21 protein-coding genes and 3 tRNA genes are annotated in these 24,670 nt (G+C 53.9%); 10 read left to right on the forward strand and 14 right to left on the reverse strand.

Annotated features, from left to right (window positions below; genetic code table 11):
- From HED22_RS15520 to HED22_RS15545, 6 genes are all read right to left on the reverse strand, one after another.
- Window positions 1-73: transfer RNA gene (locus HED22_RS15520), tRNA-Lys, on the reverse strand.
- A 256-nt stretch (window positions 74-329) separates the two neighbouring features.
- A tRNA-Lys gene (locus tag HED22_RS15525) sits at window positions 330-405 on the reverse strand.
- Window positions 406-557: 152 nt separating this feature from the next.
- Entirely contained in the window at window positions 558-1,061 is a 504-nt protein-coding gene (locus tag HED22_RS15530) for a peptidylprolyl isomerase (RefSeq protein ID WP_167723893.1), read from the reverse strand.
- Window positions 1,062-1,123: 62 nt separating this feature from the next.
- Complete coding sequence (gene coaD, locus HED22_RS15535; protein ID WP_167723895.1) at window positions 1,124-1,651, reverse strand: pantetheine-phosphate adenylyltransferase; 528 nt, start codon at window positions 1,649-1,651, stop codon at window positions 1,124-1,126.
- An 11-nt stretch (window positions 1,652-1,662) separates the two neighbouring features.
- Window positions 1,663-4,473, reverse strand: a complete 2,811-nt coding sequence (gene gyrA, locus HED22_RS15540; RefSeq protein ID WP_167723897.1) for a DNA gyrase subunit A — start codon at window positions 4,471-4,473, stop codon at window positions 1,663-1,665.
- Window positions 4,474-4,676: 203 nt separating this feature from the next.
- Window positions 4,677-5,648, reverse strand: a complete 972-nt coding sequence (locus HED22_RS15545) for a DMT family transporter (RefSeq protein ID WP_167723899.1) — start codon at window positions 5,646-5,648, stop codon at window positions 4,677-4,679.
- A gap of 308 nt (window positions 5,649-5,956) precedes the next feature.
- Here HED22_RS15545 and HED22_RS15550 point away from each other — a divergent pair, with 308 nt between their 5' ends.
- Both HED22_RS15550 and HED22_RS15555 read left to right on the forward strand, forming a co-directional pair.
- On the forward strand, window positions 5,957-6,214 hold the full coding sequence (locus tag HED22_RS15550; RefSeq protein ID WP_167723901.1) for a hypothetical protein: 258 nt from the start codon (window positions 5,957-5,959) through the stop codon (window positions 6,212-6,214).
- A 227-nt stretch (window positions 6,215-6,441) separates the two neighbouring features.
- Window positions 6,442-6,894, forward strand: a complete 453-nt coding sequence (locus tag HED22_RS15555) for a GNAT family N-acetyltransferase (protein WP_217701898.1) — start codon at window positions 6,442-6,444, stop codon at window positions 6,892-6,894.
- A 23-nt stretch (window positions 6,895-6,917) separates the two neighbouring features.
- Here HED22_RS15555 and HED22_RS15560 read toward each other — a convergent pair whose 3' ends face one another.
- Window positions 6,918-7,745 (reverse strand): DUF547 domain-containing protein, encoded by an 828-nt coding sequence (locus tag HED22_RS15560; protein ID WP_167723905.1) that lies wholly within the window; start codon window positions 7,743-7,745, stop codon window positions 6,918-6,920.
- 136 nt (window positions 7,746-7,881) lie between these two features.
- Here HED22_RS15560 and HED22_RS15565 point away from each other — a divergent pair, with 136 nt between their 5' ends.
- The gene (locus tag HED22_RS15565) at window positions 7,882-8,751 is read left to right on the forward strand and encodes a putative metalloprotease CJM1_0395 family protein (protein ID WP_167723907.1); all 870 of its coding nucleotides are present in this window, start codon (window positions 7,882-7,884) and stop codon (window positions 8,749-8,751) included.
- A 67-nt stretch (window positions 8,752-8,818) separates the two neighbouring features.
- Here the strand turns inward: HED22_RS15565 and pyrC are convergent, their stop codons facing one another.
- Entirely contained in the window at window positions 8,819-9,865 is a 1,047-nt protein-coding gene (pyrC, locus tag HED22_RS15570; protein ID WP_167723909.1) for a dihydroorotase, read from the reverse strand.
- Window positions 9,866-10,036: 171 nt separating this feature from the next.
- Here pyrC and HED22_RS15575 point away from each other — a divergent pair, with 171 nt between their 5' ends.
- Complete coding sequence (locus HED22_RS15575; RefSeq protein WP_167723911.1) at window positions 10,037-10,828, forward strand: hypothetical protein; 792 nt, start codon at window positions 10,037-10,039, stop codon at window positions 10,826-10,828.
- Between the two features lie 175 nt (window positions 10,829-11,003).
- Here HED22_RS15575 and HED22_RS15580 read toward each other — a convergent pair whose 3' ends face one another.
- Together HED22_RS15580 and HED22_RS15585 are read right to left on the reverse strand one after the other, a co-directional pair.
- Window positions 11,004-12,014 carry a serine hydrolase gene (locus HED22_RS15580; RefSeq protein ID WP_254870110.1) on the reverse strand — a complete coding sequence of 337 codons (1,011 nt, stop codon included), beginning with the start codon at window positions 12,012-12,014 and terminating at the stop codon, window positions 11,004-11,006.
- 233 nt (window positions 12,015-12,247) lie between these two features.
- A tRNA-His gene (locus HED22_RS15585) sits at window positions 12,248-12,324 on the reverse strand.
- Window positions 12,325-12,652: 328 nt separating this feature from the next.
- Here HED22_RS15585 and HED22_RS15590 point away from each other — a divergent pair.
- Window positions 12,653-13,654: a Gfo/Idh/MocA family protein gene (locus tag HED22_RS15590; protein ID WP_167723913.1), complete on the forward strand. Its 1,002-nt coding sequence runs from the start codon at window positions 12,653-12,655 to the stop codon at window positions 13,652-13,654.
- A 67-nt stretch (window positions 13,655-13,721) separates the two neighbouring features.
- Here HED22_RS15590 and HED22_RS15595 read toward each other — a convergent pair whose 3' ends face one another.
- The gene (locus HED22_RS15595) at window positions 13,722-14,591 is read right to left on the reverse strand and encodes a LysR family transcriptional regulator (RefSeq protein ID WP_167723915.1); all 870 of its coding nucleotides are present in this window, start codon (window positions 14,589-14,591) and stop codon (window positions 13,722-13,724) included.
- 137 nt (window positions 14,592-14,728) lie between these two features.
- Between HED22_RS15595 and HED22_RS15600 the strand changes: the two genes are divergently transcribed.
- Window positions 14,729-15,079 (forward strand): rhodanese-like domain-containing protein, encoded by a 351-nt coding sequence (locus HED22_RS15600; RefSeq protein WP_167723917.1) that lies wholly within the window; start codon window positions 14,729-14,731, stop codon window positions 15,077-15,079.
- Window positions 15,080-15,159: 80 nt separating this feature from the next.
- Here the strand turns inward: HED22_RS15600 and HED22_RS15605 are convergent, their stop codons facing one another.
- Window positions 15,160-15,627: a hypothetical protein gene (locus HED22_RS15605; protein WP_167723919.1), complete on the reverse strand. Its 468-nt coding sequence runs from the start codon at window positions 15,625-15,627 to the stop codon at window positions 15,160-15,162.
- A 137-nt stretch (window positions 15,628-15,764) separates the two neighbouring features.
- Window positions 15,765-16,943: an aminotransferase gene (locus HED22_RS15610; protein WP_167723921.1), complete on the reverse strand. Its 1,179-nt coding sequence runs from the start codon at window positions 16,941-16,943 to the stop codon at window positions 15,765-15,767.
- 390 nt (window positions 16,944-17,333) lie between these two features.
- Between HED22_RS15610 and HED22_RS15615 the strand changes: the two genes are divergently transcribed.
- From HED22_RS15615 to HED22_RS15630, 4 genes are all read left to right on the forward strand, one after another.
- Entirely contained in the window at window positions 17,334-17,672 is a 339-nt protein-coding gene (locus tag HED22_RS15615; RefSeq protein WP_007091888.1) for a P-II family nitrogen regulator, read from the forward strand.
- A gap of 62 nt (window positions 17,673-17,734) precedes the next feature.
- Window positions 17,735-19,144, forward strand: a complete 1,410-nt coding sequence (gene glnA, locus HED22_RS15620) for a type I glutamate--ammonia ligase (RefSeq protein WP_167723923.1) — start codon at window positions 17,735-17,737, stop codon at window positions 19,142-19,144.
- A gap of 137 nt (window positions 19,145-19,281) precedes the next feature.
- The gene (locus HED22_RS15625) at window positions 19,282-21,057 is read left to right on the forward strand and encodes a tetratricopeptide repeat-containing sulfotransferase family protein (RefSeq protein ID WP_167723925.1); all 1,776 of its coding nucleotides are present in this window, start codon (window positions 19,282-19,284) and stop codon (window positions 21,055-21,057) included.
- Window positions 21,057-22,817: a sulfotransferase gene (locus HED22_RS15630; RefSeq protein WP_167723927.1), complete on the forward strand. Its 1,761-nt coding sequence runs from the start codon at window positions 21,057-21,059 to the stop codon at window positions 22,815-22,817. Before HED22_RS15625 ends, HED22_RS15630 begins: the two co-directional genes overlap by 1 nt.
- A gap of 41 nt (window positions 22,818-22,858) precedes the next feature.
- Here the strand turns inward: HED22_RS15630 and HED22_RS15635 are convergent, their stop codons facing one another.
- A complete protein-coding gene (locus HED22_RS15635) occupies window positions 22,859-24,514 on the reverse strand; it encodes a diguanylate cyclase (protein ID WP_175581276.1) in 1,656 nt (551 codons plus the stop codon).
- Between the last annotated feature and the right edge of the window lie 156 nt (window positions 24,515-24,670).

Raw genomic sequence — 24,670 nt, forward strand, 5'->3', positions numbered from 1 at the left:
TGAGCCCGACAGGATTCGAACCTGTGGCCAACTGATTAAAAGTCAGTTGCTCTACCAACTGAGCTACGGGCCCTCAACGTTGGTGAGCGGCGTTTTAATGGGCTGGACGGCATCGGTCAACCCCCCTTTTTATGCGAAGATGCACATCAGCCATGAAAAGATGACAAATGCCCCAAAATGTCAGGCAAAACTGATCCCGAAATGCCGCCTCAAGAAACGACGTATCCGTGTCGCACAACGCCGGTCTGGCGTTGAACAGCAACAAGATTTGGCAGGGAAATTCAGACAAATAAAAAGCCCCCGAAACCGGTTAGGTTTCAGGGGCTTATTGGTGAGCCCGACAGGATTCGAACCTGTGGCCAACTGATTAAAAGTCAGTTGCTCTACCAACTGAGCTACGGGCCCTCAAGGTTGGTGAAGCGCGTTTTAATGGCACAGGCCGCATCGGTCAACACCTGTTTTCCATATTTTGGTTCTTTTTGCACATTCAGACCCAAAAACGCGAAAGCCGCCCCACGAAGGGACGGCTTTCGGTTGCAAGACTTAAAATGCCGCGATTATTGCGCGTCGGCAGCAACCTGCATTTTGACGATCTGATCGGGGTCGGCAACGCTGCCATTGGCCCACGGCGCACCCTTTTTGATCATGTCGACATATTCCATGCCCTCGGTCACCTGGCCCCAGATGGTGTACTGGCCATCAAGGTGCGGTGCATCGGCAAACACGATGAAGAACTGGGAATCCGCACTGTTCGGATTTGCCGAGCGGGCCATGGAAACGGTGCCGCGAACATGACGTTCGTTGGAAAACTCCGCATCCAGTTTCTGGCCGGATCCGCCGGTACCATTGCCTTTGGGGTCGCCCGTCTGCGCCATGAAACCTTCGATCACGCGATGGAAGTTCAAGCCATCGTAAAAGCCTTCACGGGTGAGTTCCTTGATCCGGGCAACATGGTTCGGTGCCAGATCCGGGCGAAGCTGGATAACAACGCGGCCATCTTTCAGGTCAAGATATAGCGTGTTCTCCAGATCCTGAGCGACAGCGTCGTTTCCATTGGACATGGTGATAAATCCTAGTACGAGAGCGATAATTGAGAATAGGCGAAAAAGACGCATGGTCTGCGTTATTCCTTTTCTTCTGCCAGCTTTTCGTGCAGGCGTTTAAGCACGTTGGCGGGCACAAATTCAGTGACATCCCCACCCAGACGGGCGATTTCCTTCACAAAGCGCGAAGAGACAAACTGCTGTTTGTCAGATGCCATCAAAAAGACGGTTTCAACTTCCGGAGACAGTCGGGCATTCATCCCGGCCATCTGGAATTCATATTCAAAGTCCGATACAGCACGCAGTCCACGGATAATAGTACTTGATCCGTTTTCCTGGGCAAACTGCATCAGAAGCGATGAAAATGGCTTAACTGAGGTACGGGCGGCAACCTCACCGCCCGCAGCCTTCAGGGCCTCTTCAACAAGCTTGCAGCGTTCCTCGACATCGAACATCGGGCCTTTGCCGGCATTGATTGCAACGCCGACAATCAGTTCGTCCACAATGCGGGTCGCGCGACGAATGATATCCATATGGCCCTGGGTTACCGGATCAAAGGTGCCCGGATAAATCCCGATACGCGATACGGTAGAAGACATTTCAGTCATCGAACTTCCCGTTATTCGTCGCGGTCCGCTTCATCAGATGCCGGTGCTGCAGACACATCTTCACCAGATGCTTCTGCGGCCGGGTCGGCGTTTTCAACGGCACCTTCGGCACCCTCGATCACACCTTCCTCGCCATCGATGATCTCATCTTCTTCATCACCAAGGTTTGACAGACGTTCCACCGCGACGACTTCTTCGTCTTCGGCAGTCCTAAACAGCGTCACACCCTGCGTCTTGCGCCCGGCAATCCGGATGTCATGGGTCGGCATACGGATGACCTTGCCACCATTGGTGACCATCATCAGTTCGTCGCCTTCTTCGATCACGAAGGATGCGGCAACGTTACCGTTACGTTCAGACATCTCGATATTGGCAAAGCCCTGACCACCACGGCCGGTCACACGATATTCATAGGCAGACGTACGTTTGCCATAACCGTTTTCAGTAACCGACAGGATCAACTGATCGCCATCGCGAAGCTGCTGATAGGTTTCAGCAGATAGCGTTTCAAGCGGCAGGTTGTCTTCAGCAATTTCTTCGCGGCGCAGTTTGCCCGCAATCGACAGATATTCATCGCGCTGTTCCATGGTGACATGGTTGCCAAACAGCACTGACATGGCAATGACTTCGTCCTCGTCAGCCAGACGAATGCCGCGCACACCGACCGAGTTACGGCCGGTAAAGACGCGCACGTCCGTTACACGGAAACGAATGCATTTACCCTTGCGGGTTGTCAGAAGAATGTCGTCATCATCGGTACAGGTCTGAACCGCAATCAGCTTGTCGCCACGCTCTTCTTCAAGCTTCATGGCGATCTTGCCGTTTGATTTCACATTCACGAAATCAGCAAGGCTGTTACGGCGGACATTCCCGGTCGAGGTGGCAAACATCACATGCAGGTTCGGCCATTCTTCCTCATCAGGAAGCGGCAGGACCGTGGTGATATATTCGCCTTCTGACAGCGGCAACAGGTTCACAAGCGCCTTGCCGCGTGATTGCGGCGTGCCCATCGGCAGGCGCCAGACCTTCATTTTATAGACCATGCCCTCGGAGCTGAAGAACAGAACCGGGGTGTGGGTATTGGCAACGAACAGCTTGGAAACGAAATCTTCCTCGCGGGTTGCCATGCCCGAACGGCCCTTGCCGCCACGGCGCTGGGCGCGATAGGTCGACAGCGGCACACGCTGGATATAACCGCTGTGTGACACGGTCACGACCATGTCTTCGCGGGCAATCAGGTCTTCGATGTCATGTTCGAATTCGGCTTCCTGAATTTCGCTGCGACGTTCGTTGGCGAACTCGTTGCGCATCTCAGTCAGCTCGTCCTTGAGGATGGTCAGCTTACGCTCGCGCGATGCAAGGATATCAAGGAAGTCCTTGATCTTCTCACCCAACTCGGTCAATTCGGCCGCGATCTTGTCGCGTTCCAGACCGGTCAGGCGATGCAGACGCAGTTCAAGGATCGCACGCGCCTGTGCTTCGGACAGACGATACATGCCATCGGTTGAGCCCACCTGAAGCGGATCAGCAATCAGTTCGATCAACGGAACGATGTCGCCCGCTGCCCAGTCACGCGCCATCAGCTGTTCACGTGCCACGACCGGATCGGCCGCATTACGGATCAGTTTGATGACTTCATCGATGTTTGAGACCGCAATCCCAAGACCAACCACGACATGGGCACGATCACGCGCCTTTTTCAGAAGGTGGATGGTCCGACGCGTAATGACTTCTTCGCGGAACTCGACAAAGGCCTGAATGATGTCTCTGAGGTTCATCAATTCCGGCTTGCCGCGGTTCAGCGCCAGCATGTTGACACCAAACGAAGTCTGAAGCGCTGTAAAGCGGAACAACTGGTTCAGGACGACATCCGAATTGGCATCACGCTTGAGCTCGATCACCATACGCACGCCAGAACGGTCAGATTCGTCGCGCAGATCCGAAATGCCTTCGAGTTTCTTTTCGCGGACCAGATCAGCGATCTTTTCCATCAGGGTCGCCTTGTTCACCTGATAGGGAACTTCGGTCACGATGATGGCTTCGCGATTGGCGCGGATTTCCTCGACATGGGTACGTGCCCGCATGACCACCGACCCGCGACCGGTCTTGAACGCCGAATGGATCCCCGAGCGGCCCAGAATAAGGCCACCGGTCGGGAAATCCGGACCATGGACATATTCCATCAGCTCTTCGACGGTAATATCGTGATTATCGACATAGGCCATGCAGCCATCAATGACTTCGCCAAGGTTATGCGGCGGAATGTTGGTCGCCATACCAACCGCAATACCACCGGCACCATTGACCAGCATGTTCGGGAAACGGGCCGGGATAACAGACGGTTCCTTGGTGGTTTCGTCATAGTTATCGCGGAAATCAATCGTGTCCTTGTCGATATCATCAAGAAGGAAGTGCGCAGCCTTGGCCATGCGGGCCTCGGTGTAACGCATAGCGGCGGCCTTGTCGCCATCCATGGACCCGAAGTTGCCCTGCCCGTCAATCAGCGGCAGGCGCATGGAGAAGTTCTGCGCCATACGGACCATTGCGTCGTAAATCGCGCTGTCGCCGTGCGGGTGATATTTACCCATCACGTCCCCGACCACGCGGGCCGATTTGCGGAACGGTTTGTTATATTCAAACCCGTTCTCGTGCATGGCGTACAGGATACGACGATGTACCGGTTTCAAACCGTCTCGGACGTCAGGCAGTGCACGGCTGACGATCACGCTCATTGCGTAATCAAGGTAGCTGCGGCGCATTTCTTGTTCGATGGAAACCGGGAAGATATCGCGGTTCTCAGGATTGGTCTCTTCGGTGGACAAAGCCCGTGACCTCTTAAACGCTTGATCAGAAATGATTCAATCGGCGTGACATGCACCTATTTTTGGGCACATGCCGGACCAGAAAGGCGGAAAGTATCAGGTTTGTTGCGCACAAACAATATTGACAAATCCTATCGGTCAAGGTTGGACAATAAAGTTCGGAATTTATCGCAAAATCACGGGTTTTACAGAGGCCAAAACCCTTATTTTTCGGGGATTTTGTTATCTGCCGGCGTTTCCATCACCGGGGCCATCGGGTCGGCCTTGGCTGTGGCAACTTCTAGATGCGCCGATTTACGCCCGAACCGCATCTGCGATGCCGCAATCCCGCCCAGAATAATTGCCAGTGCAATCAGGGCATTTGGCTGGGGCACTTCGCCCAGAATGATGAAACTGATCACCACACCAACAGCCGGTACGAGATAATTGTTAAACACAAGGAAACTGGCCCCCGCCACCGCAATAATCTGCAAGATCAAGAACATGGCAATACCGGTCGGGAACATTCCGAGATACATGATCGAAAGCGCGCCTTCCAGATCCCAGTCCATCGTCCAGGGCTTATCAATCAACATCGTAAAGGGCATCAACATCAGGGCGGCAAATGTCAGGATCACCGCCGTCGATCCGATGCGTGGCTGATCACGCAGATTGCGCGCAACAAGGGATGAAATCGCATAGCCGATCGCTGCAACCAGAATGGCCAGCTGGAACAGGAACTCCCCACCCAGCCCGGAAAGCGTTTCGGGACCCACCAGCACAATCACACCGATCGTTCCCAGGATCACCCCGACAACCTTGCCCGATGACAGCTTTTCATCATGGGTAAAGAAGTGCGCCAAAACGACGGTGGTCAGCGGCACGGTCGACATCAGGATCGCCGCCAGACCCGCATCGACCTTGGTCTCGCCAAAGCTGATCAGGAAGAACGGGATGGCATTACCGATCAGGGCGATCATAAAGGTTGAAACCCAGGCGCGCCGGCCCTTGGGCATTTCGGATTTCCGGATCAGAGCAAAGCACCACAACACCAACGCGGCAAAGGACAGCCGCCCACAAGCAACGACAAGCGGCGAATAGGCATGCACTCCGATCTTGATGAAGGTGAATGAACTCCCCCACATCAGTGCCAAAAGCACCAGAAGCACATATTCGCGAATTCCCGGACGTTTCATTTTGTCAGCCTATTTCTGCCACACTTGTTGGGTCTGATGACTTTTGCCGACAGACCAGATGACTGCGTTAAAACCCATAGGGATTTTATGCAAGAAAATAGAGTTTAAGCCGTTTTAACCGGACAATGCTCAAGGAAATTCCCATGAAACGCACTTTGCGAAAATCTCGCACAGATGCCCCTGCCTTAAGACAGATCAAAGCGTTTCAAGACTGAAAATGAAAAAAAGTCACCATCGACATAGAATAGTTGTTGCGAATGAATTGCAATTGCATTACATTACGCAGAACAAAAAAACCGGGATATGAGATGATGAGTTATGTTGATCAGGAGTTGACGGTCGAAGACATGCTTGCCGACCCGATCGTTCAGACATTAATGCGCTATGATGGCGTTTCTGCCAGTGACGTCCGTCACACCATTGGTCAGGCAAGCCTGAATCGTGATGGCGATGCCCCCGAGGCGATGGCATCCGTTTCACCAAAATCGCAAAAGGTCTCCGTTGCCAAATCACAGACCGGTGCCACCCACCCGGTGCGCTCCGGAATACGCAATACGGCAGCCTGATTGCTCTGAACGCAACGCAGTTCTGTAAATCTGCGCGCCAATCGTCCCTGCTGTGATTGGCGCTATAACCAGCTTCTCAATCCGGCCCACCATCAGATCGGTTCGATTGGCCCGGACAATTTCCCGCAATTGGACCTTACGGTGGTCTATCTGGCCTTTTAGGGTATCGGCAGTCCCCACGCGCTCCTTGCGCCACCCAAGTTTGCCCTGCCAAAAAGGATGTAATGATGCCCGATGAGTCCACAGAAATTCGCCCGATAACGGCCCCGGACTTCGATGCATGGCTGCCGCTTTGGCGCGGCTATCAAACCTTTTACAAGGTCGATATTCCCGACGACGTCAGCAAGCAAACATGGCAACGCTTCATTGATGCCAATGAACCGATGCATGCGGCCCTTGCCTGGCAAGACGGCAAAGCCATTGGCATGGTTCACTGGATTTATCATCGCTCCTGCTGGACATCTGGCGATTACTGCTATTTGCAGGATCTTTATGTTGATGAAAAGCTGCGCGGCACGGGTGCTGGCCGCAAGCTGATCGAACATGTTTATGATGATGCAGGCAAAGCCGGCGCTGCACGTGTCTATTGGCTGACCCAGGATGACAACTTTACCGCCATGAAGCTTTATGACCGTATCGCTGACAAGTCCGGCTTCATTCAGTATCGCAAGATGCTCTAGATCAGATTGCGGTACTGAAATTCTTAGCGCCGCACATCATTCAGCGCCCAGTCATAGTGATACTCGTCCACCTCGAACGCATCGACATCAGACAACGTGGCTGAAAGCCGAGGCCCGGCAAACTGCGCAAGATGGTCGATGAAATCCGCATCACTCTTGCCAAAATCATCGCGATACCAGTCATATAGGCTTGAAAGCACAAACGCACCGTCTTCAGCCTGTGCCACCGCCCGCGGATGATTGATGAAGCCGCGCGCTGCCTGATCAAGCTGGCCCTCCAGCTTGTCGGCTTCATAGGCCTCCGGCGCCAATGCCGGACAGCCAATCGACGCACAATTCACCGCATAATGAATGCGCGGATCCTTCCAAATCGGGCGCAAGATGCGATGTTCGATATCATCAAGGCTAAGCGCCCTGCCCTCAACCGTGATCAGCTTCTTGCCCCACGGACCGGACGAAAACAGGCCGGGTGAAATATCAATATCGCGAATGGATTCCACCGGATAATGATCCAGCACCACCTTGACGGTCAGCGCATTATAAAGGTTCACCCAATAGGCAAATTGCTGATCGCGATTAAGGTTACTCACCGCCAACATGCTCATGGCATCGACATAGCCTGCAACCTGCGCATGGGCCTCACGCCGGGCTGCCTCGTAATCAAACACGGTTTCGCCGGGTGACAGAACGGTCACATAGCGATCCAGAATATCCTGCCACGCCCCGTGATCGATTACCTGTGTGCTCTTTGGATCATGGGCTTGCCAATCCGGCCACAAATCGGCCTTGGGCGCAGCATCAGCAAGACCGGGCAAGATCAGGACATATAAAACAACAAGCAACAGGCGCATGGCAGGCCTTTTCTCAGATTTTCAAAATGATCGTAACGCCACTTGTCATACCCAATGTCCGGCACCCCGTCACCTCAAAGCCCCGTGAAGTCACGACGCAGTTTATATAAACCCGAAGTTGAGCTATAATACCCCCATGATACAGGCAGGTGCCATACAGGTTATCCCCGGAAGTGGCGGGCAACTTGGTCAGATCATTGCCACACGCGCCCTGCCCGGCTCCGGGAGCCAACCGCCGACCAACGGGTCGGGCGGACAGGCTGCGTCTGCGCCGCAAACACTTCCTGCCGCTGTGGCACTGGTCCCGCTTTCAAGCACCATTGCCGCGACTCAGGCACCCGCAAGCACGCCCGCGTCGCGCAACACAGGGACAAGCGATGCGGCACTGACCACATCGCCAACAGGATCGCCATCACCTGCACCAGCGCAAACCGCACCGGTCAACAGCGCGGCATCAGTGGTTACGATCATCCAACAGCTTGATCCGCGCGACATCGATGACGGTGTCCCCGAAGACCCCGACATCCAAAGCCCGACACAGCGTCAACAGCAAGAACGCGAAGCAACGCCGGAAAACGCCCGCCAGCCGACATCCAACCCGGCCCTCCTGACCGCATCAGAACGCGAAATCGTGCAGGAACTGCGCGCCCGTGATGCCACGGTCCGGACAGAGGAAGAAAGCCACCAAACCCTTGCCGGGGCCAATGCCGGCATGATCAGCTATAGCTATACCGCAGGCCCCGACGGGCGGCTTTATGCCACCGGCGGCAAGGTCAGCATCCACCCCCTTCAGGGCCTTGAAGGGGTGGCGGCAATTGCCAATCAGGCGGCCATTTCCCGCGCGGCATCCGTGCCGGGAAGTTCGGCGGCTGATTTCAATGTCGCCAAGGGGGCGTCAATGAACATCTCCACCATGATTGCGTCGCAGGCCTATGCGGCGGCTGAAAGCTATCGTGCAACCATTGGCCTCAACACCCCGGCTGGCAGCGTCGATCTAAGCGGTTGATCCCAACATAGCCCCAACGAAAAAAGCGGCCCCGAAGGAGCCGCTTTTGTTTTGCGTCATGCCGATATCAGTCGGCGTAATGCCAGAACACATCGAAGCCGGGATTAAACACCGTCACCGCCCCTTCCTCGGTTTCGATCTTCTCGGCAAACTTGGCGGGTTCACTGCGTTTTTCCAGCGTGATCTGATCACCATTAAGCGGCAGGCCGTAATACTGCGGGCCGTGGATCGAGGCAAAGCCTTCAAGCTTATCGAGCGCCCCTTCTTCCTCGAACACGTGGGCCAAAAGCTGCACGGTGTTGTTGGCGGTAAAGATACCGGCACAGCCACACGGGCTTTCCTTGCGCTCATCGGTATGCGGCGCAGAATCCGTACCCAGGAAGAAGCGCGCATCACCGGACGTCGCGGCTGCACGCAGTGCCAAGCGGTGCTTTTCACGCTTGGCGACCGGCAGGCAATACATATGCGGATGGATGCCGCCGACCAGAATGGCATTGCGGTTAATGATCAGGTGATGGGTGGTGATCGTCGCGCCCAAATTCTTGTCGTTGGCCTTAACGTATTCCACACCGTCTTCGGTCGTGATGTGCTCCATCACCACACGCAGTTCCGGCAAACGCTTGCGCAGCGGATCCAGAACCCGGTCGATAAACACCGCTTCACGGTCAAAGATATCAATGTCGGGATCGGTGACTTCACCGTGCACACACAGCGGAATGCCAAGCTCCGCCATCCGCTCCAGCGCTGGCATCGCATTATCGAAATTGCGTACACCACTGTCGGAATTCGTGGTGGCGCCTGCCGGATAAAGCTTCAAAGCCGTAATCACACCGGCCTTGTAACCTTCCTCGATATCATCGGGATTGCTGCCCTCGGTCAGATACAGCGTCATCAGCGGGGTAAAATCATGGCCCGATGGGATCGCGGCGGTAATGCGGTCGCGATAGGCCACGGCATCGGCGGTCTTGACCACCGGTGGCACCAGATTGGGCATGATGATCGCACGGGCAAAATGCTCGGACGTCTCGCCAATCACACCTTTAAGCATCTCGCCATCACGCAAATGCAAATGCCAGTCATCGGGACGGCGAAGGGTAATGCGATTTGTCGACATAGGGCGATCTCCTGGCAAGCAATGAACCCGTTTGGGAAATATGGTGCGTTACCTAGCAGATTGGCGCGGAATTGGGAATGGGAGATCCAAACTCGAGATGCGGTTCGAACTTACAGAAAAGATGTTAAAAACTAACACAGCACTCGCTTTTTGAGAGCAAGGATGGAAAGCATGAAACTACCAGATCTTAGCCCATTGACCCTGTTAGCGACCGGCACAATTACTGGAATACTAGCCACTTTGATATTTGGCCCACAAGTAGCTGAGATACCTGAAGGTTGGGGAGATATAGTTGGATCAATCTTCGGTGTAGTCGGAGCGTTTTACGTAGCGAGACTGACTTTTAACCTAGAACACAAAACAAAAACTGCTGCGACCAATCGTCCGCTGCAGAGCCAAGCAAAAGTAGCAATCGAATCAATTGGGGACGTCAATAAGTTTCTGCCAGAGTTTGAGCACGAAATACGTAAACTCTCAAAATCACTTTTTACGTTTTTTCAAGACCATGACAGCAAATCTCTACAGCTTTTGAGGATCAAGGCAGTTTCGAATAGTCTGTCTTACGATGATGAAAAGCTGATTGAAGAAATTGAGGAAGACTATGAGCCAATTGTGGTTATGGCTCACAAAGCTGTAATAACGCGCCTCCCGCAAGACCCACTCGATTTGATTGCGACAGCAACTGACGCGGTTCGAGCAATACAAACCGCCCACGACCATCTACTTGATCATAATGAGATAGTAGCAATCAGGCAACTCAAGGCCGAGCTGAAACAGTTTTCAAGCTCATGGAATAAGATTACTAAGGCGCTCCTTGAGATTGCAGACTGGAACCCCAAACTTAGACCACCGAATCACGCGCAGATGCTCTTCTTGTTAGACACCTATCCGAGGAACGCGCGCATACAACTCGCTTCAAAATCGATAGTTCTGATGGAGATAGTAAAAAGACTAGAGGTATGAATCTGCTCGCAATAAGCCTTGGTTTCTGCCGTCATGTCTGAAAACGGTTCCCCACTCACTCTTTGCGCGAAAGACCGGTCCAGCCCCTGCACGAACCTGCGAGGAAGAAGGCGACAGGCTTTATATTCGGCCCCATCCTGCCACACCGCTTTTGAAATGTTCTTGGTCGCTTCTGTCAGGCCAGTGAAAGCACGGGCCCCTCAAGCAGATCCATCAATTGGCCAAAATATCCGCCTGATCGTGCGGGCGATGTCGGATCAGAAGTGATGGCCACCGCGAGGTTCTTTTCCGGATGTGCCGCGATGATCTGGCCGCCATAGCCGCGGGCGATAATGAAGCCACTTTTGCTCAGGAACCAGCCATAGCCATACCCAAGACCCGAATAAGGGGATCGGGTGCGGGCTTGGATTGATTGGTCGATCCAGTCGGCTGAAATGATCTGATCGCCATCGAACCGGCCATGATCCCGCATGAGGGTCGCGATCCGCAACATCGCGCGCGGGGTCAGCGCCATCTCGTTCCCGCCGAAATAATAGCCTTGCGGATCCTGTGTCCAAGCCGGAATTTCAATACCAAGCGGCTGTCCAAGGACATCGCGCGCCTGCGCGAGCAGGCTTTTTCCTGTCGCAACCGTTAGCACAGCACCAAGGATATGCGTGGTGCCGGTGGAATAGATCATACGCCCGCCGGGTGTTGCGACCATCGGGCGGCGCAGCGCAAAGGAAACCCAGTTGTCGGAATTGACCCAGGCGCCGTAGTTGCGCCCTGATGTGCTTTCAAGCCCGGCCCGGAGCGTCACCAGATCTTTGATGGTCAGGTCTTCCACACCGGGGGTGGCATTTGACGGGATGATAGACGGCGCAATTTCGCCGATGGTGGCCTCAACCGAGGGGATCACCCCTTGTGCGATTGCATTACCCGTCAGCAGACCGATGATACTTTTCGAGCAGGACTTGATGTTGGCAACCCGGTCCAATCCCGGCCCGCGCGGCGACTCAGACACGATGACCTCTTCACCGCGTTGTACCAGAATTGCGTGAAGCTGGGACATGTCCGCAACCCGCAAACGGATATTGGTCGGCGTTTGCGCCAAGGCCCGGCCCATAACGGGAGTGGCCATCGCGCCCAGAAGGGTCGCCGAAAAAGCACGGCGGGTCAGCATCGGAAAGGGTCTGTCGCTCGGCATATCCATCAGTCCTTGCAGGTCGGGGTCATATGCGCACCAAAACTATACGCAGCCCATGCGACCGCGGACCGCAACGCACGGTTTTTCGGTTAATCGACCCGAAAGATGAATTCCTTATCTGGAATTATTTCGTCAGGAATGTGACACCAAGTCACAATCGGACAAATCGCGTCGCAACGGAAATCTGACCTGGAACGCGAAAAGGCCAGGCATTTCTGCCTGACCTTTTCACATGGGGCGAGTGATGGGACTTGAACCCACGGCCCCCAGTGCCACAAACTGGTGCTCTAACCACCTGAGCTACACCCGCCATCGTGTGGCGCGGTTTATATGGCCCGAGGCCTTTTACGTCAAGCGCATAATTTCACTTTTTTACCACTGAAAACAGCAAGTCGTTCAAAGCGCCGAATTTTGCGGGCTTGGGCATTTTGTCGCTGTTTCAGACATCGCATTCACAACACAAATCCCCCTTCCTACCCGTCAGAGCATCTTGCAAGTGAAAGCAAATGCCTTAATTAGTTCAGTTCAATAACAGGCCCGAAAAGCGGAAAGCAGCAGCCCGCCACCCCATATAACAAGGATGTGGTGCTGCAAACCGCGCAAACAGGCCGCACAAGATCAACAGACGGAGTATCGGAATGAAGTGGGGCGTTCTCAGCACCGCCAAGATCGGCACGGAAAAGGTTATTCCGGCCATGCAGGAAAGCGATGCGCTTGAAATCCTGGCCATTGCCGGTCGTGACCCTGAAAAAACCCGCGAGGTCGCAGAAAACCTGCGCATTCCGCGCGCCTATGGTTCCTATGAAGAACTGCTCGCAGATCCCTCCATTGAGGCGATCTACAACCCCCTGCCCAATCATTTGCATGTGGAATGGACGATCAAGGCGCTTGAGGCCGGAAAGCATGTTCTGTGCGAAAAGCCGATTGGTCTGGATACCGAAGATGCCAAGCGCCTGATTAGCGCGCGCGACAAAAGCGGCAAGCAGGTACTCGAAGCCTTTATGGTCCGCCATCACCCGCAATGGCTTGAAGCCCGCAAGATCGTTGAAAGCGGTCAGATCGGCACCCTAACCACCGTGCAAAGCATCTTTACCTATTTCAACACCAACCCCAACGATGTCCGTAACAAAAAGGACATTGGCGGCGGCGGTTTGCTTGATATCGGTTGTTATTGCGTTGTTGGCCCGCGCTTCATCACCGGCAAGGAGCCGGTTCGCGTGGTCTCGCTGATGGACAAGGACCCGAAATTTGGCACCGACCGGCTTGTCTCGGGCATGCTTGATTTTGGATCAGGCCTGCAGGCAAGCTTTGTCTGCGGCACCCAGTCAGCAGCTGTGCAGCGCGTGCATATTCTGGGCACCGAAGGCCGGATTGAAATCCTGATGCCGTTCAATGCTGTACCGGAAAACGAGGCCGTCATTCGGGTTGCGGGTCAGAAACAGCCGGGCTTTGATGACGCACGTGAAATCAAATTCCCGGTTTGCAACCAGTACACCCTGCAGGGCGAAGCCGCGACGGCAATATTCAAGGGCGACAGCCCGGTCGATTACCCGATCGAGGATGCGGTTGCCAACATGCAGATCCTTGATGCCTTTACCCGCTCCGCCAAGACCGGCAGCTGGGAAATGGTCAAATCCTGATCAACCATATTGCCGATGCTCAAACGCATAAAAAGCCGGGGAAACCCGGCTTTTTGTTTGCCTGTTTTCAGGTGCCTGCAAACAGGGCTGCCTTGGCCTTAAGCCGCGGGAACATGAAATCACTAAAGGCCCGCACACGTGGCACGGACTTGAGATCGCGGTGCATCAACATCCAAAGATCATTATCAAGCCCGTCAATCGCATCACCGATGACGGCTATATTGTCAAATGCATCCGCAAGAAACATCGGTAGCACCGCATAGCCTGCCCCGGCATTGACCAACCGTGCAACATTCAAAAGCGAGTTGCTGCGCATCGCGACGTGCTGATCATGGTAATGCTTGTCGCGCCAGACCGCGGCCTTGATATGGGCAAGGCTTTCGTCACAGGTGATCCACGGCCCATTGCCACCTTTGGGATCACTCATTCCCTTTGCCGCACAGACCACAGACCGGATCGGGGCGATCTGGCGCCCGACAAGGTTTTCATTCGGGCTGTTGCTCGGCCGGATGGCGATATCGGCATCATGCCGGTTCAGATCGTAAAACCGGTTGTCGGTCACGACCTGAACAGTAATTTCCGGATAGGCCTGTGCGAACAGTGCAAGATCATCGGCCAGCACAGCATGCAGCAACGTATCGGTCGTGGTCAGTCGCACGGTGCCGGATGGTCGGATATCCTGCCCGGCCAGTGTTCGGGCAAGTACGGCCATTTCGGCTTCAAGCCTTTCGGCGGTTTCGATGGCCGCCGATCCTGATGGAGTTGGCTGATAATCGCCCTGCTGACGTTCAAACAGTTTGGCACCGATACGACTTTCAATATCGGCCATGCGACGAAACAGGGTGGAATGATGCAGTCCGGTTTGCCTTGCCGCCTGCGTGACGCTGCGCGCACGCCCCACCGCCAGAACCAATTTCAGATCATCCCATTCCAGCATGTGCAATCCTCCGAATGCGATCATTCCAAGATTCGTATTATTGCACATACTATTTGAATTATCGCAAATTTACTTCGCATTCATGCACATCAATACTGATCCCATCAACCAACGATATTCCCGATGGAGATTGGACAATGAACAAGACCATTACCCGCGAAGAACTTAAAGCCGCCCTTGGTAGCGCCAATGCCCCGACCCTGATCGAAGCGCTGCCGGCGCGGTATTATGTTGATGCCCATCTGCCCGGTGCGATCAACATTCCCCATGACGCAATTGACGAGGGCGTCAAACAGATCCTGCCGGATCTGGATGCCCCGATTGTGGTCTATTGCGCCAATGGTCCGTGCAAGAATTCCGGCATCGCCCGGATGGCCCTGAGCAAACTTGGCTACAGCAATGTCCGTGATTACCACGAGGGCAAGAATGACTGGCGCGAAGCGGGCCTGCCGCTTCAGGGGCAGGGTTCACTTGAAAAGTCTGCCTGATACCCGCCAGCTCACCAAAACAAAACGGGCCGACATTTTCATGTCGGCCCTCACAGGTTGAGATTAATGCTCCGCAATCGCTATTCAGCAGGCAATAGCTCTGACAATTTTCTTGCCCAAAGAAGCAAAAACTCATGAAAAGCTGCCTCTTCCAAGCGCAACGCGGAAAAACCAATATATGACTTCCCATCAAACACTTTAGAAACAAAAGCCAGCTGCGCTGCCTGCTCTGTCGGGACGTGTTCGCCCTCCGCATTCAAGTAAGCAACCTGACCATGCGCGAGCGAATGGCGAAGAGTCTCAAGAAGACTCTTTAGTGGTAAGACCAGCGGCGGCGCTGCAGAACGGAGTGCCTTTGTGACCTCCTTCGGCAATTCCTGTTGAGCTAGGTTAGGTGTATCAATGTTAGCGAAAAATTCGTATCTCCAAGTCGAAACATCTAGCCAGTCCAAGTCTTTAGCATTCAGACTTAGTTCTGTTGTGTACTCGGTGCTTCGCTCTCCCGCTTCAGCCCTCTGATGCGATACCACCAAGATTGGCAGAGCCATAGAAAGCAAAAACGTTGTATTCAGAGACCCTCCAGTTTCAGGATCCCTAATTTCTCTCACAGGCCCGTCGTACAACACCTCAATTAATTGGGCACACCTAGCGGCCAGTTCACGACTATACCTTTGAGGAATCCCCACTAAAGAACCCTTCTGAAAGCCTTTTTCATGCGTGCAATTGCTTCATCCATTTTTGCTTCATCCTTGCAGAAGCAGAACCGAACAAAGTTGCGCACGCCGCCATCTTCACCTTGATAGAAGGCCGAAACCGGAATGGCGACGACACCGGCTTCCTTGATCATGATCTGACAGAACTCAACGTCGTCACAGTCATAACCGAGCGGACGGAAATCGCAGGTGATGAAATAGGTGCCTTGCGAATCAAGGACATCAAACCCGACGTCCTTTAGCCCCTTCATCAGGTAATTGCGCTTGGCTTCCATTTCGGCGGTGAAGTTCTCGAAATACGCGTCATCCTTGTTAAGCCCGAACGCCACACCATGCTGCAACGCCGGCGACACTGTAAAGACAAGGAACTGATGCGCCTTTTTGATCGGCTCCATCAGTTTTTCGCATGCCGTGACATAGCCGATTTTCCAGCCGGTCAGCGAGAAGGTCTTGCCGGCTGATCCGATCCGCACGGTGCGTTCATGCATGCCAGGCAAGGTCATTAGCGGCGTGTGTTTGCGCCCGTCAAAGACAAGGTGCTCGTAGACCTCGTCACAGAGCGCAATAACATCATGTTTGATGCACAAATCGGCAATGAATTGCAGTTCGTCCTCGCGATAGACCTTGGAGCACGGGTTCTGCGGCGAATTGAGCAAGATCAGCTTGGTTTTGTCGGAAAAGGCCGCTTCCAGTTCTGCGCGCGGCAATTCCCAATTCGGCGGGGTGACGCGCACCAGCTTGGGGATGCCGCCAGCCAGTTTTACCATCGGAAGGTAGCTGTCATAAAGCGGTTCGATCAGGATGACTTCATCGCCTGGCGCAACCAGCCCAAGAATGACGTCTGCCAGACCTTCGGTCGCGCCGACCGACACCAGCACTTCTTTCTTCGGATCAACCTCGATGCCGTAGAACCGCTTGTTGTGGTCGGCAACGGCCTGCAGCAATTCCGGTACACCGGCCAGCGGCGGATACTGGTTGGACAGATCGGTCAGTGATTTGGCTGCAGCCTCGCGGATATCAGCGGGACCGTCTTCATCCGGGGCGCCCTGCCCCAGATTGATGGCCTTATGTTTGATGGCCAGTTCGTTCATCACTTCAAAGATCGTAATCCCGCCCGAAGCGAAAAGCGGATTGCCGACGAATTCGGTCATGAGGCGTCCTTTATATTATGGTCGTTCACCGGATTGGTGGCGTCCGGTCGAGTCCCGATCATCGTGCACATTTTCGCGCCGGATAGAACCCTTTGATCGCAAATCCTGTCGCATGATGGCCCCCGATTGGCAAGCCCGCAACCGATTGAATGCGCCTGCCTGCCGCGAAAGCAGGGCATTTGCATATTTTTTGAACATCTTGCCTAAAACGCAGTCAGCGGCAGACTGGAAAATCGTAAAAACTTCATGGGTTTTACTGGGTTTTCGTTACGAGAATCCCTAGAATGCCGTGGCCGGTGAAAACTGGCATGGTCCGTGCAATAGTCACCGGGCGAAGCATTACGCTTTACAGAGTTCAACGCAACTCTCGCCAAAAAGCAGAGGGCGCTAATGAAAAAAATTGAAGCCATCATCAAGCCGTTCAAGCTTGACGAGGTAAAAGAGGCCCTTCAAGAGATCGGTCTCAAAGGGATTACCGTCACCGAAGCCAAAGGTTTCGGACGTCAGAAAGGTCACACGGAGCTGTATCGCGGCGCCGAATATGTTGTGGACTTTCTGCCGAAGGTAAAGCTGGAAATCGTCGTCGAGGACACGCTGGTTGAGCGTGCGATTGAGGCAATCCAGCAAGCCGCTCACACCGGGCGTATCGGCGACGGTAAAATTTTCGTTTCCTCACTCGAGGACGCGATCCGTATTCGTACTGGTGAACGGGGCAACGACGCGATCTGATCGGTCACGCCTTCGAAAGAACACCATACGGTAACTGTTTATGAGTTTTAAAGGGTTGCATCATGTCTGACGCTGCTTCTGTACTTAATCTGATCAAAGAAAAAGGCATCCAGTTTGTCGATCTGCGCTTTACCGATTCCAAAGGTAAATGGCAGCACACCGCGCAGGATATCTGCACGATCGACGAAGACGTCTTTGTTGACGGCATCATGTTCGACGGTTCGTCGATCGCCGGCTGGAAAGACATCAATGAATCCGACATGATCCTGATGCCGGATCCGGCCACCGCTGTTGTTGATCCGTTCACCGCACAGCCTTGCCTGATCCTGTTCTGCGACGTTATCGAACCGGCCACCGGCCAGGGTTACGAGCGTTGCCCGCGTTCGACCGCGAAACGCGCACTGGCTTACATGAAGTCGGCTGGCATCGGTGACACCGCATTCTTCGGCGCAGAACCGGAATTCTTCCTGTTTGATGATGTTCGCTGGAGCACCTCGCAGGAAAGCATGGCCTACGCGCTTGATTCCGAAGAAGGTCCGTACAACACCGGCACCGAATTCGAAGGCGGCAACCGCGGCCACCGTCCGGGTCCGAAGGGTGGTTACTTCCCGGTACCGCCGGTTGACTCGGCAAACGACATCCGTGCCGAAATGGTCAACTACATCAACGAAATGGGCGTGCGTTGCGAAAAGCACCACCACGAAGTTGCACCGTCACAGCACGAACTGGGTATCGCATTCGGCACCCTGATCGAACATGCCGACGCCATCCAGATCTACAAGTACTGCATCCAGATGGTTGCACACCAGTATGGCAAAACCGCAACCTTCATGCCGAAGCCGATCTTCGGTGACAACGGTTCGGGCATGCATACCCACCAGTCGATCTGGCACGAAGGCAAGCCGCTGTTCGCAGGTAACGGCTATGCTGACCTGTCTGACACCGCTCTGTACTACATCGGCGGTATCATCAAGCACGCCAAGGCCCTGAACGCCTTCACCAACCCGTCGACCAACTCTTACAAGCGTCTGGTCCCGGGCTTCGAAGCACCGGTTCTGCTGGCATATTCTGCACGTAACCGTTCTGCATCCTGCCGTATCCCGTACACCGCTTCCCCGAAAGGCAAGCGCGTCGAGATCCGCTTCCCGGATGCGATGGCCAACCCGTACCTCGCCTTCACCGCGATGCTGATGGCTGGCCTTGACGGCATCGAGAACAAGATTCACCCGGGCGAAGCAATGGACAAAAACCTCTACGACCTTCCGCCGGAAGAGCTCAAAGAAGTTCCGACCGTTTGCGGCTCGCTGCGTGAAGCTCTTGAAAGCCTTGATGCAGACCGTGAGTTCCTGAAAAAAGGCGACGTTATGACCGACGACCTGATCAGCGCGTATATCGAGCTGAAAATGGAAGAAGTCATTCGCTTCGAACAGGCTCCGCACCCGGTCGAATTCGACATGTACTACAGCGCATAATCTTCCATCCGGAAGACAACGCTTACGGGAAACGCCCGGCCAGTTGGCCGGGCGTTTTTCGTTTCGGCTTAAACAGTTTGCTTACCCCTTGCCGATAAGGTTGACCCAACCTTTTGCATCGGGATTTAATCAGCTCTATGAGCAAGGCATCTTCAACGCCCAGTTTCGCGGAAAAACGCAACCGCCAGAAAGCCGACAAACTGATCCGTTCCGCTGAAAGCGCATTGGCATCGGGTAAAGCCGCTGATGCTCTGGCACGAGCGCAACAGGCGCAATTGCTTGTTCCAGAGTATCCTCCCGCTCTTCTGATCAACGCGAAGGTTCATCGCGCGACCGGCAATCTGAACGAAGCGGCAAAGCTGCTCCAGACCGCCTGCAACCTGCCTGATACCAGCATTGAATGTTTCCATGAGCTGGCAGGCATTTTCGCCAGTGCTGGAAAGCATGATCTGGTTCAACAAGTCCTGTTCGCCGCCATCCGGAAATTTCCCACCCATGGGCAGACTTACAGTGACCTCGGCGTGTATCTGATCCAGAGCGAACACATTACCCAAGGCATTGCCATCCTTGAAAAGGCCGTCGCCTTTAGCCCCAAGGACTGGCGTGCACTCAACAATTTGGGGGCAGCCCTGCTCAAGGTTGGGCGGCACAAAGAAGCATTGGAATACCTTGCTCGCGCGGAAAAACTCGCCCCTGATGATCCGGAGAGAAGGCTCAGCAATCTGCTACAGCTTGGGGAAGCCCTTCGGCACATGGGCGATCTCAAAAGGGCACAAGAAATTTTCCGGCAAGCCATCGCAGAGAAGCCCAAATCAGGGCGCGCATGGCATGACCTTGCCGATGTCATGAAATTCAAGCCTGGCAGTCCTGAAATTCAGACAATGGAAGATATCCTCAATGCGGATGCAGATGACCTGCCAAAGGCTGATCGCGAAATGATCGGCTTTGCCCTTGGCAAGGCCTATATGGATAGCAAGAACCCCGAACAGGCAATGGCTCGGTTAGATGCAGCCAATGCACTCAGGCGATCCGACTTCGCCAAAGGCACCCCTACTCACAAAGCTTATGATTCGAAAACAGCCTGTGATCGTGTCCGAAGGATTGCCGATTATTTCCCGGCCGAGTTGTTTGAAAACCTGCCGCAAAAGCATGACAACACCCCCGCCCATGCCTTTGTTGTCGGCATGCCTCGCAGCGGCAGCACCTTGACGGAGCAAATCCTGGGCAGCCACCCCAATATATTGGCCACCGGCGAGCTGCGCTCATTCCCGAAATTCAAGGATCGGCTATTTGGCTCCCTGTTCCCCAGTCCGGAAGAAGACCATCAGAAGGTCCGAAATCAGGCGTTGCTCGCAGAGCTCGCATCATCCTATTGCGATGAAGTAAATGCAACATACCAGACGTCCCCCACGACCAAGGTCATCATCGACAAAATGTTGGGCAACTTCTCGTGGGCCGGCTTGATCCTGCTTTCTGTGCCCGGCGCTAAAATCATTCATTGTCGCCGCAATCCGGTTGATACCTGTCTGTCGTGCTATTCCAAGCGCTTCACCAACTTGCAGGTCTACACATACAACCAGACAGAGCTGGGTGAATTTTACCGCGCCTATGAAGACCTGATGGTACACTGGCGTGCTGTTCTGCCCAATGACAGATTTATTGAGATCAATTACGAAGATCTGGTCGCCGATATCGAACCTGAATCCCGTCGACTGATCGAATTTCTTGGCCTGTCGTGGGACGACACAGTGCTTGATTTCCACAAAACGGAACGTTCGGTTCGCACAGCCAGCGCAGCACAGGTCCGACAAGGCCTGTATCAAACCAGCGTCGCCCGCTGGAAGCCTTATGCGCCATATATAAAACCTCTTCTCACTGCCCTTGGCAAGGAAGCGCAAGAAAAGGAAGACTGATGACCACACCCCATCAAAGCGCCGAGGAAGTGTTAAAAAAAGCCCAGAAACTCTGGTCCGCCGGAAAACTGAACGAAGCCCATGACTTGTGTGTCGGTTACTTGCGTACCGACCTCAGCGACGGACCACTATTGCATTTCTTTGCCGGTATTTTGGAACGACGCGGCAATGTATCGGCATCTATCAAAAACCTTGAGCTGGCTTGCAAGTCGCAAAACGCCAAGAACCTGTATTTCCTTGATCTCGCAAAACTTTTGCACGTTCAAAACATGAACATGGACGCTCAAAATGTGCTGACCGTCGCAATGAAACGCGATCCGAATGATCCGGAAATCAAATCACAACTTGCCAGCGTTTTGATCAATAACGGATTTTTTGATCAGGGCGTCAAACTGTTCAATCATGTGCTCACTCAAAATCCATCAGATTGGCGTATATGGGAACTCTATGCGTCGTCTGTTGCAGGGTCTGCACGACCACAACAAGCGGACCAGCTATTTGATCAGGCCTTACAAGCAGCACATACCGCAGCCGGGAATCCTCCGACCCACACCATTCGCCCCCCGTCCAAGGAGGACATTGCCAACATCCTGATGCAAAGGGCCGATCACCTTAAGGCAATGGGGAATATCGAAGGTTGCGAGAAAGCCATTCGCGACTCAATTGGCGCATCAAAATACCTCGCTCGGGCTTGGACAGCACTGGCAACACTAAAGAAATTTACCGACGACGACTTCAAGGTGGTTCATAATCTACTAAAAACCAAAAAGGCCAGACTATCGAGCAAGGACCTTCAGCATCTTCACTACGCACTTGGTGAGGCCTATATGCGTCGGGGTGATGGCAAAAAGGCCATGGATCACTTTTTCAAAGCCAACAAAAACCAGCGGGACAATCTGCAGTACAACGAGGAGAACACGCTTGGATACCTCCGTAAACTGCCTGATTTCTTCGCTCCCGATGTTATCCGCAACAACGCGCTATCCGAAGAGCCCGCCGACGCACAGCAATTTGTCTTTATCGTTGGTGTGCCGCGCTGCGGGTCAAGCCTTCTGGAACGTATTCTAGACAGCCACAGCGATGTCTTTGGTGTGGGCGAAATCCGCACAATCCCGGCTCTGCAAAAACGGGTATATGGCCAGCAGTTCCCATCTTTGCCACAGCACACAGATTTGTTGACCGACAAAAAGCGCCTTGCTGCATTTGCCAATGCCTACCGCGATGAGGTTGCCCGCAAACTGCCGCCCGAGTTGGCTGCGGATGGCAAAAGGCCACGTTATATTGTCGACAAGATGTTGGGGAATTTTGTCTCCGTCGGACTTCTTGCCATGGCATTTCCAAATTCTAAGATCATTCATTCTAGACGCGACCCGATAGACACCACCTTTTCGTGTTTCACGCATTTCTTTGGTGATGGGCACAACTACTTGTGTGATTTGGCGGAAATCGGCCGCTTCTATCGAACCTATCGCAACCTGATGGACTACTGGGAAGCAACTCTTCCATCCAGGCAATATCAGACCGTCGATTACGAAAAAGTGGTGGCCGACCAGGAAGGAGAAACAAAGCGGATGCTGGAACTTCTCGGACTGGAATGGCAAGAAGCGTGCCTTGCGTTTCACAGCACCAAACGTGAAATACGCACCCATAGCGCACTTGAAGTCCGCCAGCCGATCTACAACAGCAGTGTTGAACGCTGGCGCCCTTATGAAAAAGAACTCGCACCGCTGTTTGAAGCACTGGATATCAAGCCGGACTGATCCCGAACGATACCTTGTCGGGCACTGGCGTTCATGCCTGCTCAGTCATCATTATGCAGGTCCGGTTCGAGGTCGGGTGTATAGAGGCAGTATTGCGCCTTGCCGGCGGCCTTTGCTTCATACATTGCCTTGTCTGCACGGCGGAGCTGTTCGCTCATATCGCAATTGCCACCATCAAACGCAGCCAGACCGATCGAGGCTGAAATGCCGCAATCATGTCCCTCCCAGACAAATGGATGGCTCATTTCGGCAATTATTGCTTCGGCGACGGTGATCATTTCCTTTTCACCGCCCTTGTTGAGGAACAGCATGGTGAATTCGTCCCCGCCCAGTCGGGCGACTTCTTCTGCCCGGCGGGCAGCACGTTTCAGACGCTTGCCGGTTTCAACCAGCACCCAATCACCGGCGGCATGTCCCTGTGTATCGTTCAGCTTCTTGAAACCGTCCAGATCCAGGATAAAGATTGCCGCAGGCGTATTGGTCCCGCGCAGCACGCTTTCGCACTGATCAAGTTTCTGCATGAAGCGGGCGCGGTTGGCCAACCCGGTCAGTTCGTCATTGTTGGCCTTGTTTTGCAGCTCACGCGCGGCATGTTTTTGTTTTGTGACGTCACTGGTCCACCACAAAACGGACTCTTCACCTTTAAATGACAGAGGCTCGATCGATGTCTTGAGCCACCGCGCATCGGCCATGTCGGGTCGACGCAGGCGAATTTCCACATCCTGAAGCTCGCCAAGGAGATCCATATCCTTAAGCGACTTTTCGCGATAACGCTTGGACAGAAGGATGGCATCGGATGGCTCTTTCTCATCCTCTATCCCCAGCATCTTGGAAAACGTGCTGTTAAAGAAGGTAAAGACACCACTGTCGCGCCTGGAAATACCAACCCCGATCGGCGCACTTTCAAGCAGCCCCGTCAGGCGTTCTGATGCTTCGGCTACCTCAGCCTGTGCCTTCTTCAGGCTGGTCACGTCAATCAGCGACCCGATAGTGCCCGCAATCGCCCCGCTCGGCCCTTTAAGCGTCGATGCGGCAAACAAGACGGTGCATTCGTGATCATCAATGGTAAAACTGACCTCGTCTCGCACCTGTCCTTCGGTTTTGCGCAAAGGGGTTTCAAATTCTGTGATCGTCTTGGCAAGTGATTTTGGCGCGAAATCGCCCATTCTCTTGCCGATCGCGTCCTGGGCATTGAGACCAAACAGCTCTGCAAAGGCTTCGTTGCAGCGCGTCAGAACCCCTTCGTGGTTTTTCAGATAAACCGGGGTGGGTAGTACATCAATCAGGTGCTGGATAAAGGTCTTGTGTTCTGCCAGTGCCTTGGCAAGTTCCTGTGCACGACCAGCATCGCGCAAAACAAGCGCAAATGTGCCTGACGGTCCGACATCGCAATGCCAAAGGAAAGGAGTCTTGCCCAGGCGAAAGGCCGGAAGTTCGGAATACTCGCCCGATGAAATGGCCGCAAGAGCAGTACGCACCGCACTCACCGCATCGCCATCGGTAAATTCGCCGTTCTTGGCGAGATACGCCAGAAGTTGTTTGACCTCTGTGCCCTTGCGCAAAACCGATTTTGCATCGCCAAGCTGCTTTTCCGCAGCCGCGTTGACATAGACGACCTTAAGATCGCCTGGATCAAGAAAAATAAGACTATCGCGTGACAACGCCGCAGTTGCCACCACATCCGCACTGACTGACAAGACACCCGGCGCGCTGCAAAGGCAGCGCTCTCCCTTTATTCATGTTTTATGTGATGTCCCAGATCAGACCTTTTAAGGCGGTCTTGTATATTTATGCCCAACCCATTGCATATACTGGAGAATAAGTCATTATTTTTCTGATCATCAGAATGTCGA

The sequence above is a fragment of the Thalassospira sp. HF15 genome (genome assembly GCF_011806525.1).
Taxonomy (GTDB): domain Bacteria; phylum Pseudomonadota; class Alphaproteobacteria; order Rhodospirillales; family Thalassospiraceae; genus Thalassospira.

Excerpts from the sequence above, each read along its gene's own strand:
- HED22_RS15575 (WP_167723911.1), top strand. The coding sequence starts at position 10,037 with ATGAAACTACCAGATCTTAGCCCATTGACCCTGTTAGCGACCGGCACA.
- glnA (WP_167723923.1), top strand. The coding sequence starts at position 17,735 with ATGTCTGACGCTGCTTCTGTACTTAATCTGATCAAAGAAAAAGGCATC.
- HED22_RS15605 (WP_167723919.1), bottom strand. The coding sequence starts at position 15,627 with ATGGCTCTGCCAATCTTGGTGGTATCGCATCAGAGGGCTGAAGCGGGA.
- HED22_RS15590 (WP_167723913.1), top strand. The coding sequence starts at position 12,653 with ATGAAGTGGGGCGTTCTCAGCACCGCCAAGATCGGCACGGAAAAGGTT.
- HED22_RS15610 (WP_167723921.1), bottom strand. The coding sequence starts at position 16,943 with ATGACCGAATTCGTCGGCAATCCGCTTTTCGCTTCGGGCGGGATTACG.
- HED22_RS15600 (WP_167723917.1), top strand. The coding sequence starts at position 14,729 with ATGAACAAGACCATTACCCGCGAAGAACTTAAAGCCGCCCTTGGTAGC.
- HED22_RS15530 (WP_167723893.1), bottom strand. The coding sequence starts at position 1,061 with ATGTCCAATGGAAACGACGCTGTCGCTCAGGATCTGGAGAACACGCTA.
- HED22_RS15625 (WP_167723925.1), top strand. The coding sequence starts at position 19,282 with ATGAGCAAGGCATCTTCAACGCCCAGTTTCGCGGAAAAACGCAACCGC.
- HED22_RS15550 (WP_167723901.1), top strand. The coding sequence starts at position 5,957 with ATGATGAGTTATGTTGATCAGGAGTTGACGGTCGAAGACATGCTTGCC.
- pyrC (WP_167723909.1), bottom strand. The coding sequence starts at position 9,865 with ATGTCGACAAATCGCATTACCCTTCGCCGTCCCGATGACTGGCATTTG.
- HED22_RS15595 (WP_167723915.1), bottom strand. The coding sequence starts at position 14,591 with ATGCTGGAATGGGATGATCTGAAATTGGTTCTGGCGGTGGGGCGTGCG.
- coaD (WP_167723895.1), bottom strand. The coding sequence starts at position 1,651 with ATGACTGAAATGTCTTCTACCGTATCGCGTATCGGGATTTATCCGGGC.
- HED22_RS15565 (WP_167723907.1), top strand. The coding sequence starts at position 7,882 with ATGATACAGGCAGGTGCCATACAGGTTATCCCCGGAAGTGGCGGGCAA.
- HED22_RS15630 (WP_167723927.1), top strand. The coding sequence starts at position 21,057 with ATGACCACACCCCATCAAAGCGCCGAGGAAGTGTTAAAAAAAGCCCAG.
- HED22_RS15555 (WP_217701898.1), top strand. The coding sequence starts at position 6,442 with ATGCCCGATGAGTCCACAGAAATTCGCCCGATAACGGCCCCGGACTTC.
- HED22_RS15615 (WP_007091888.1), top strand. The coding sequence starts at position 17,334 with ATGAAAAAAATTGAAGCCATCATCAAGCCGTTCAAGCTTGACGAGGTA.
- HED22_RS15580 (WP_254870110.1), bottom strand. The coding sequence starts at position 12,014 with ATGCCGAGCGACAGACCCTTTCCGATGCTGACCCGCCGTGCTTTTTCG.
- HED22_RS15545 (WP_167723899.1), bottom strand. The coding sequence starts at position 5,648 with ATGAAACGTCCGGGAATTCGCGAATATGTGCTTCTGGTGCTTTTGGCA.
- HED22_RS15560 (WP_167723905.1), bottom strand. The coding sequence starts at position 7,745 with ATGCGCCTGTTGCTTGTTGTTTTATATGTCCTGATCTTGCCCGGTCTT.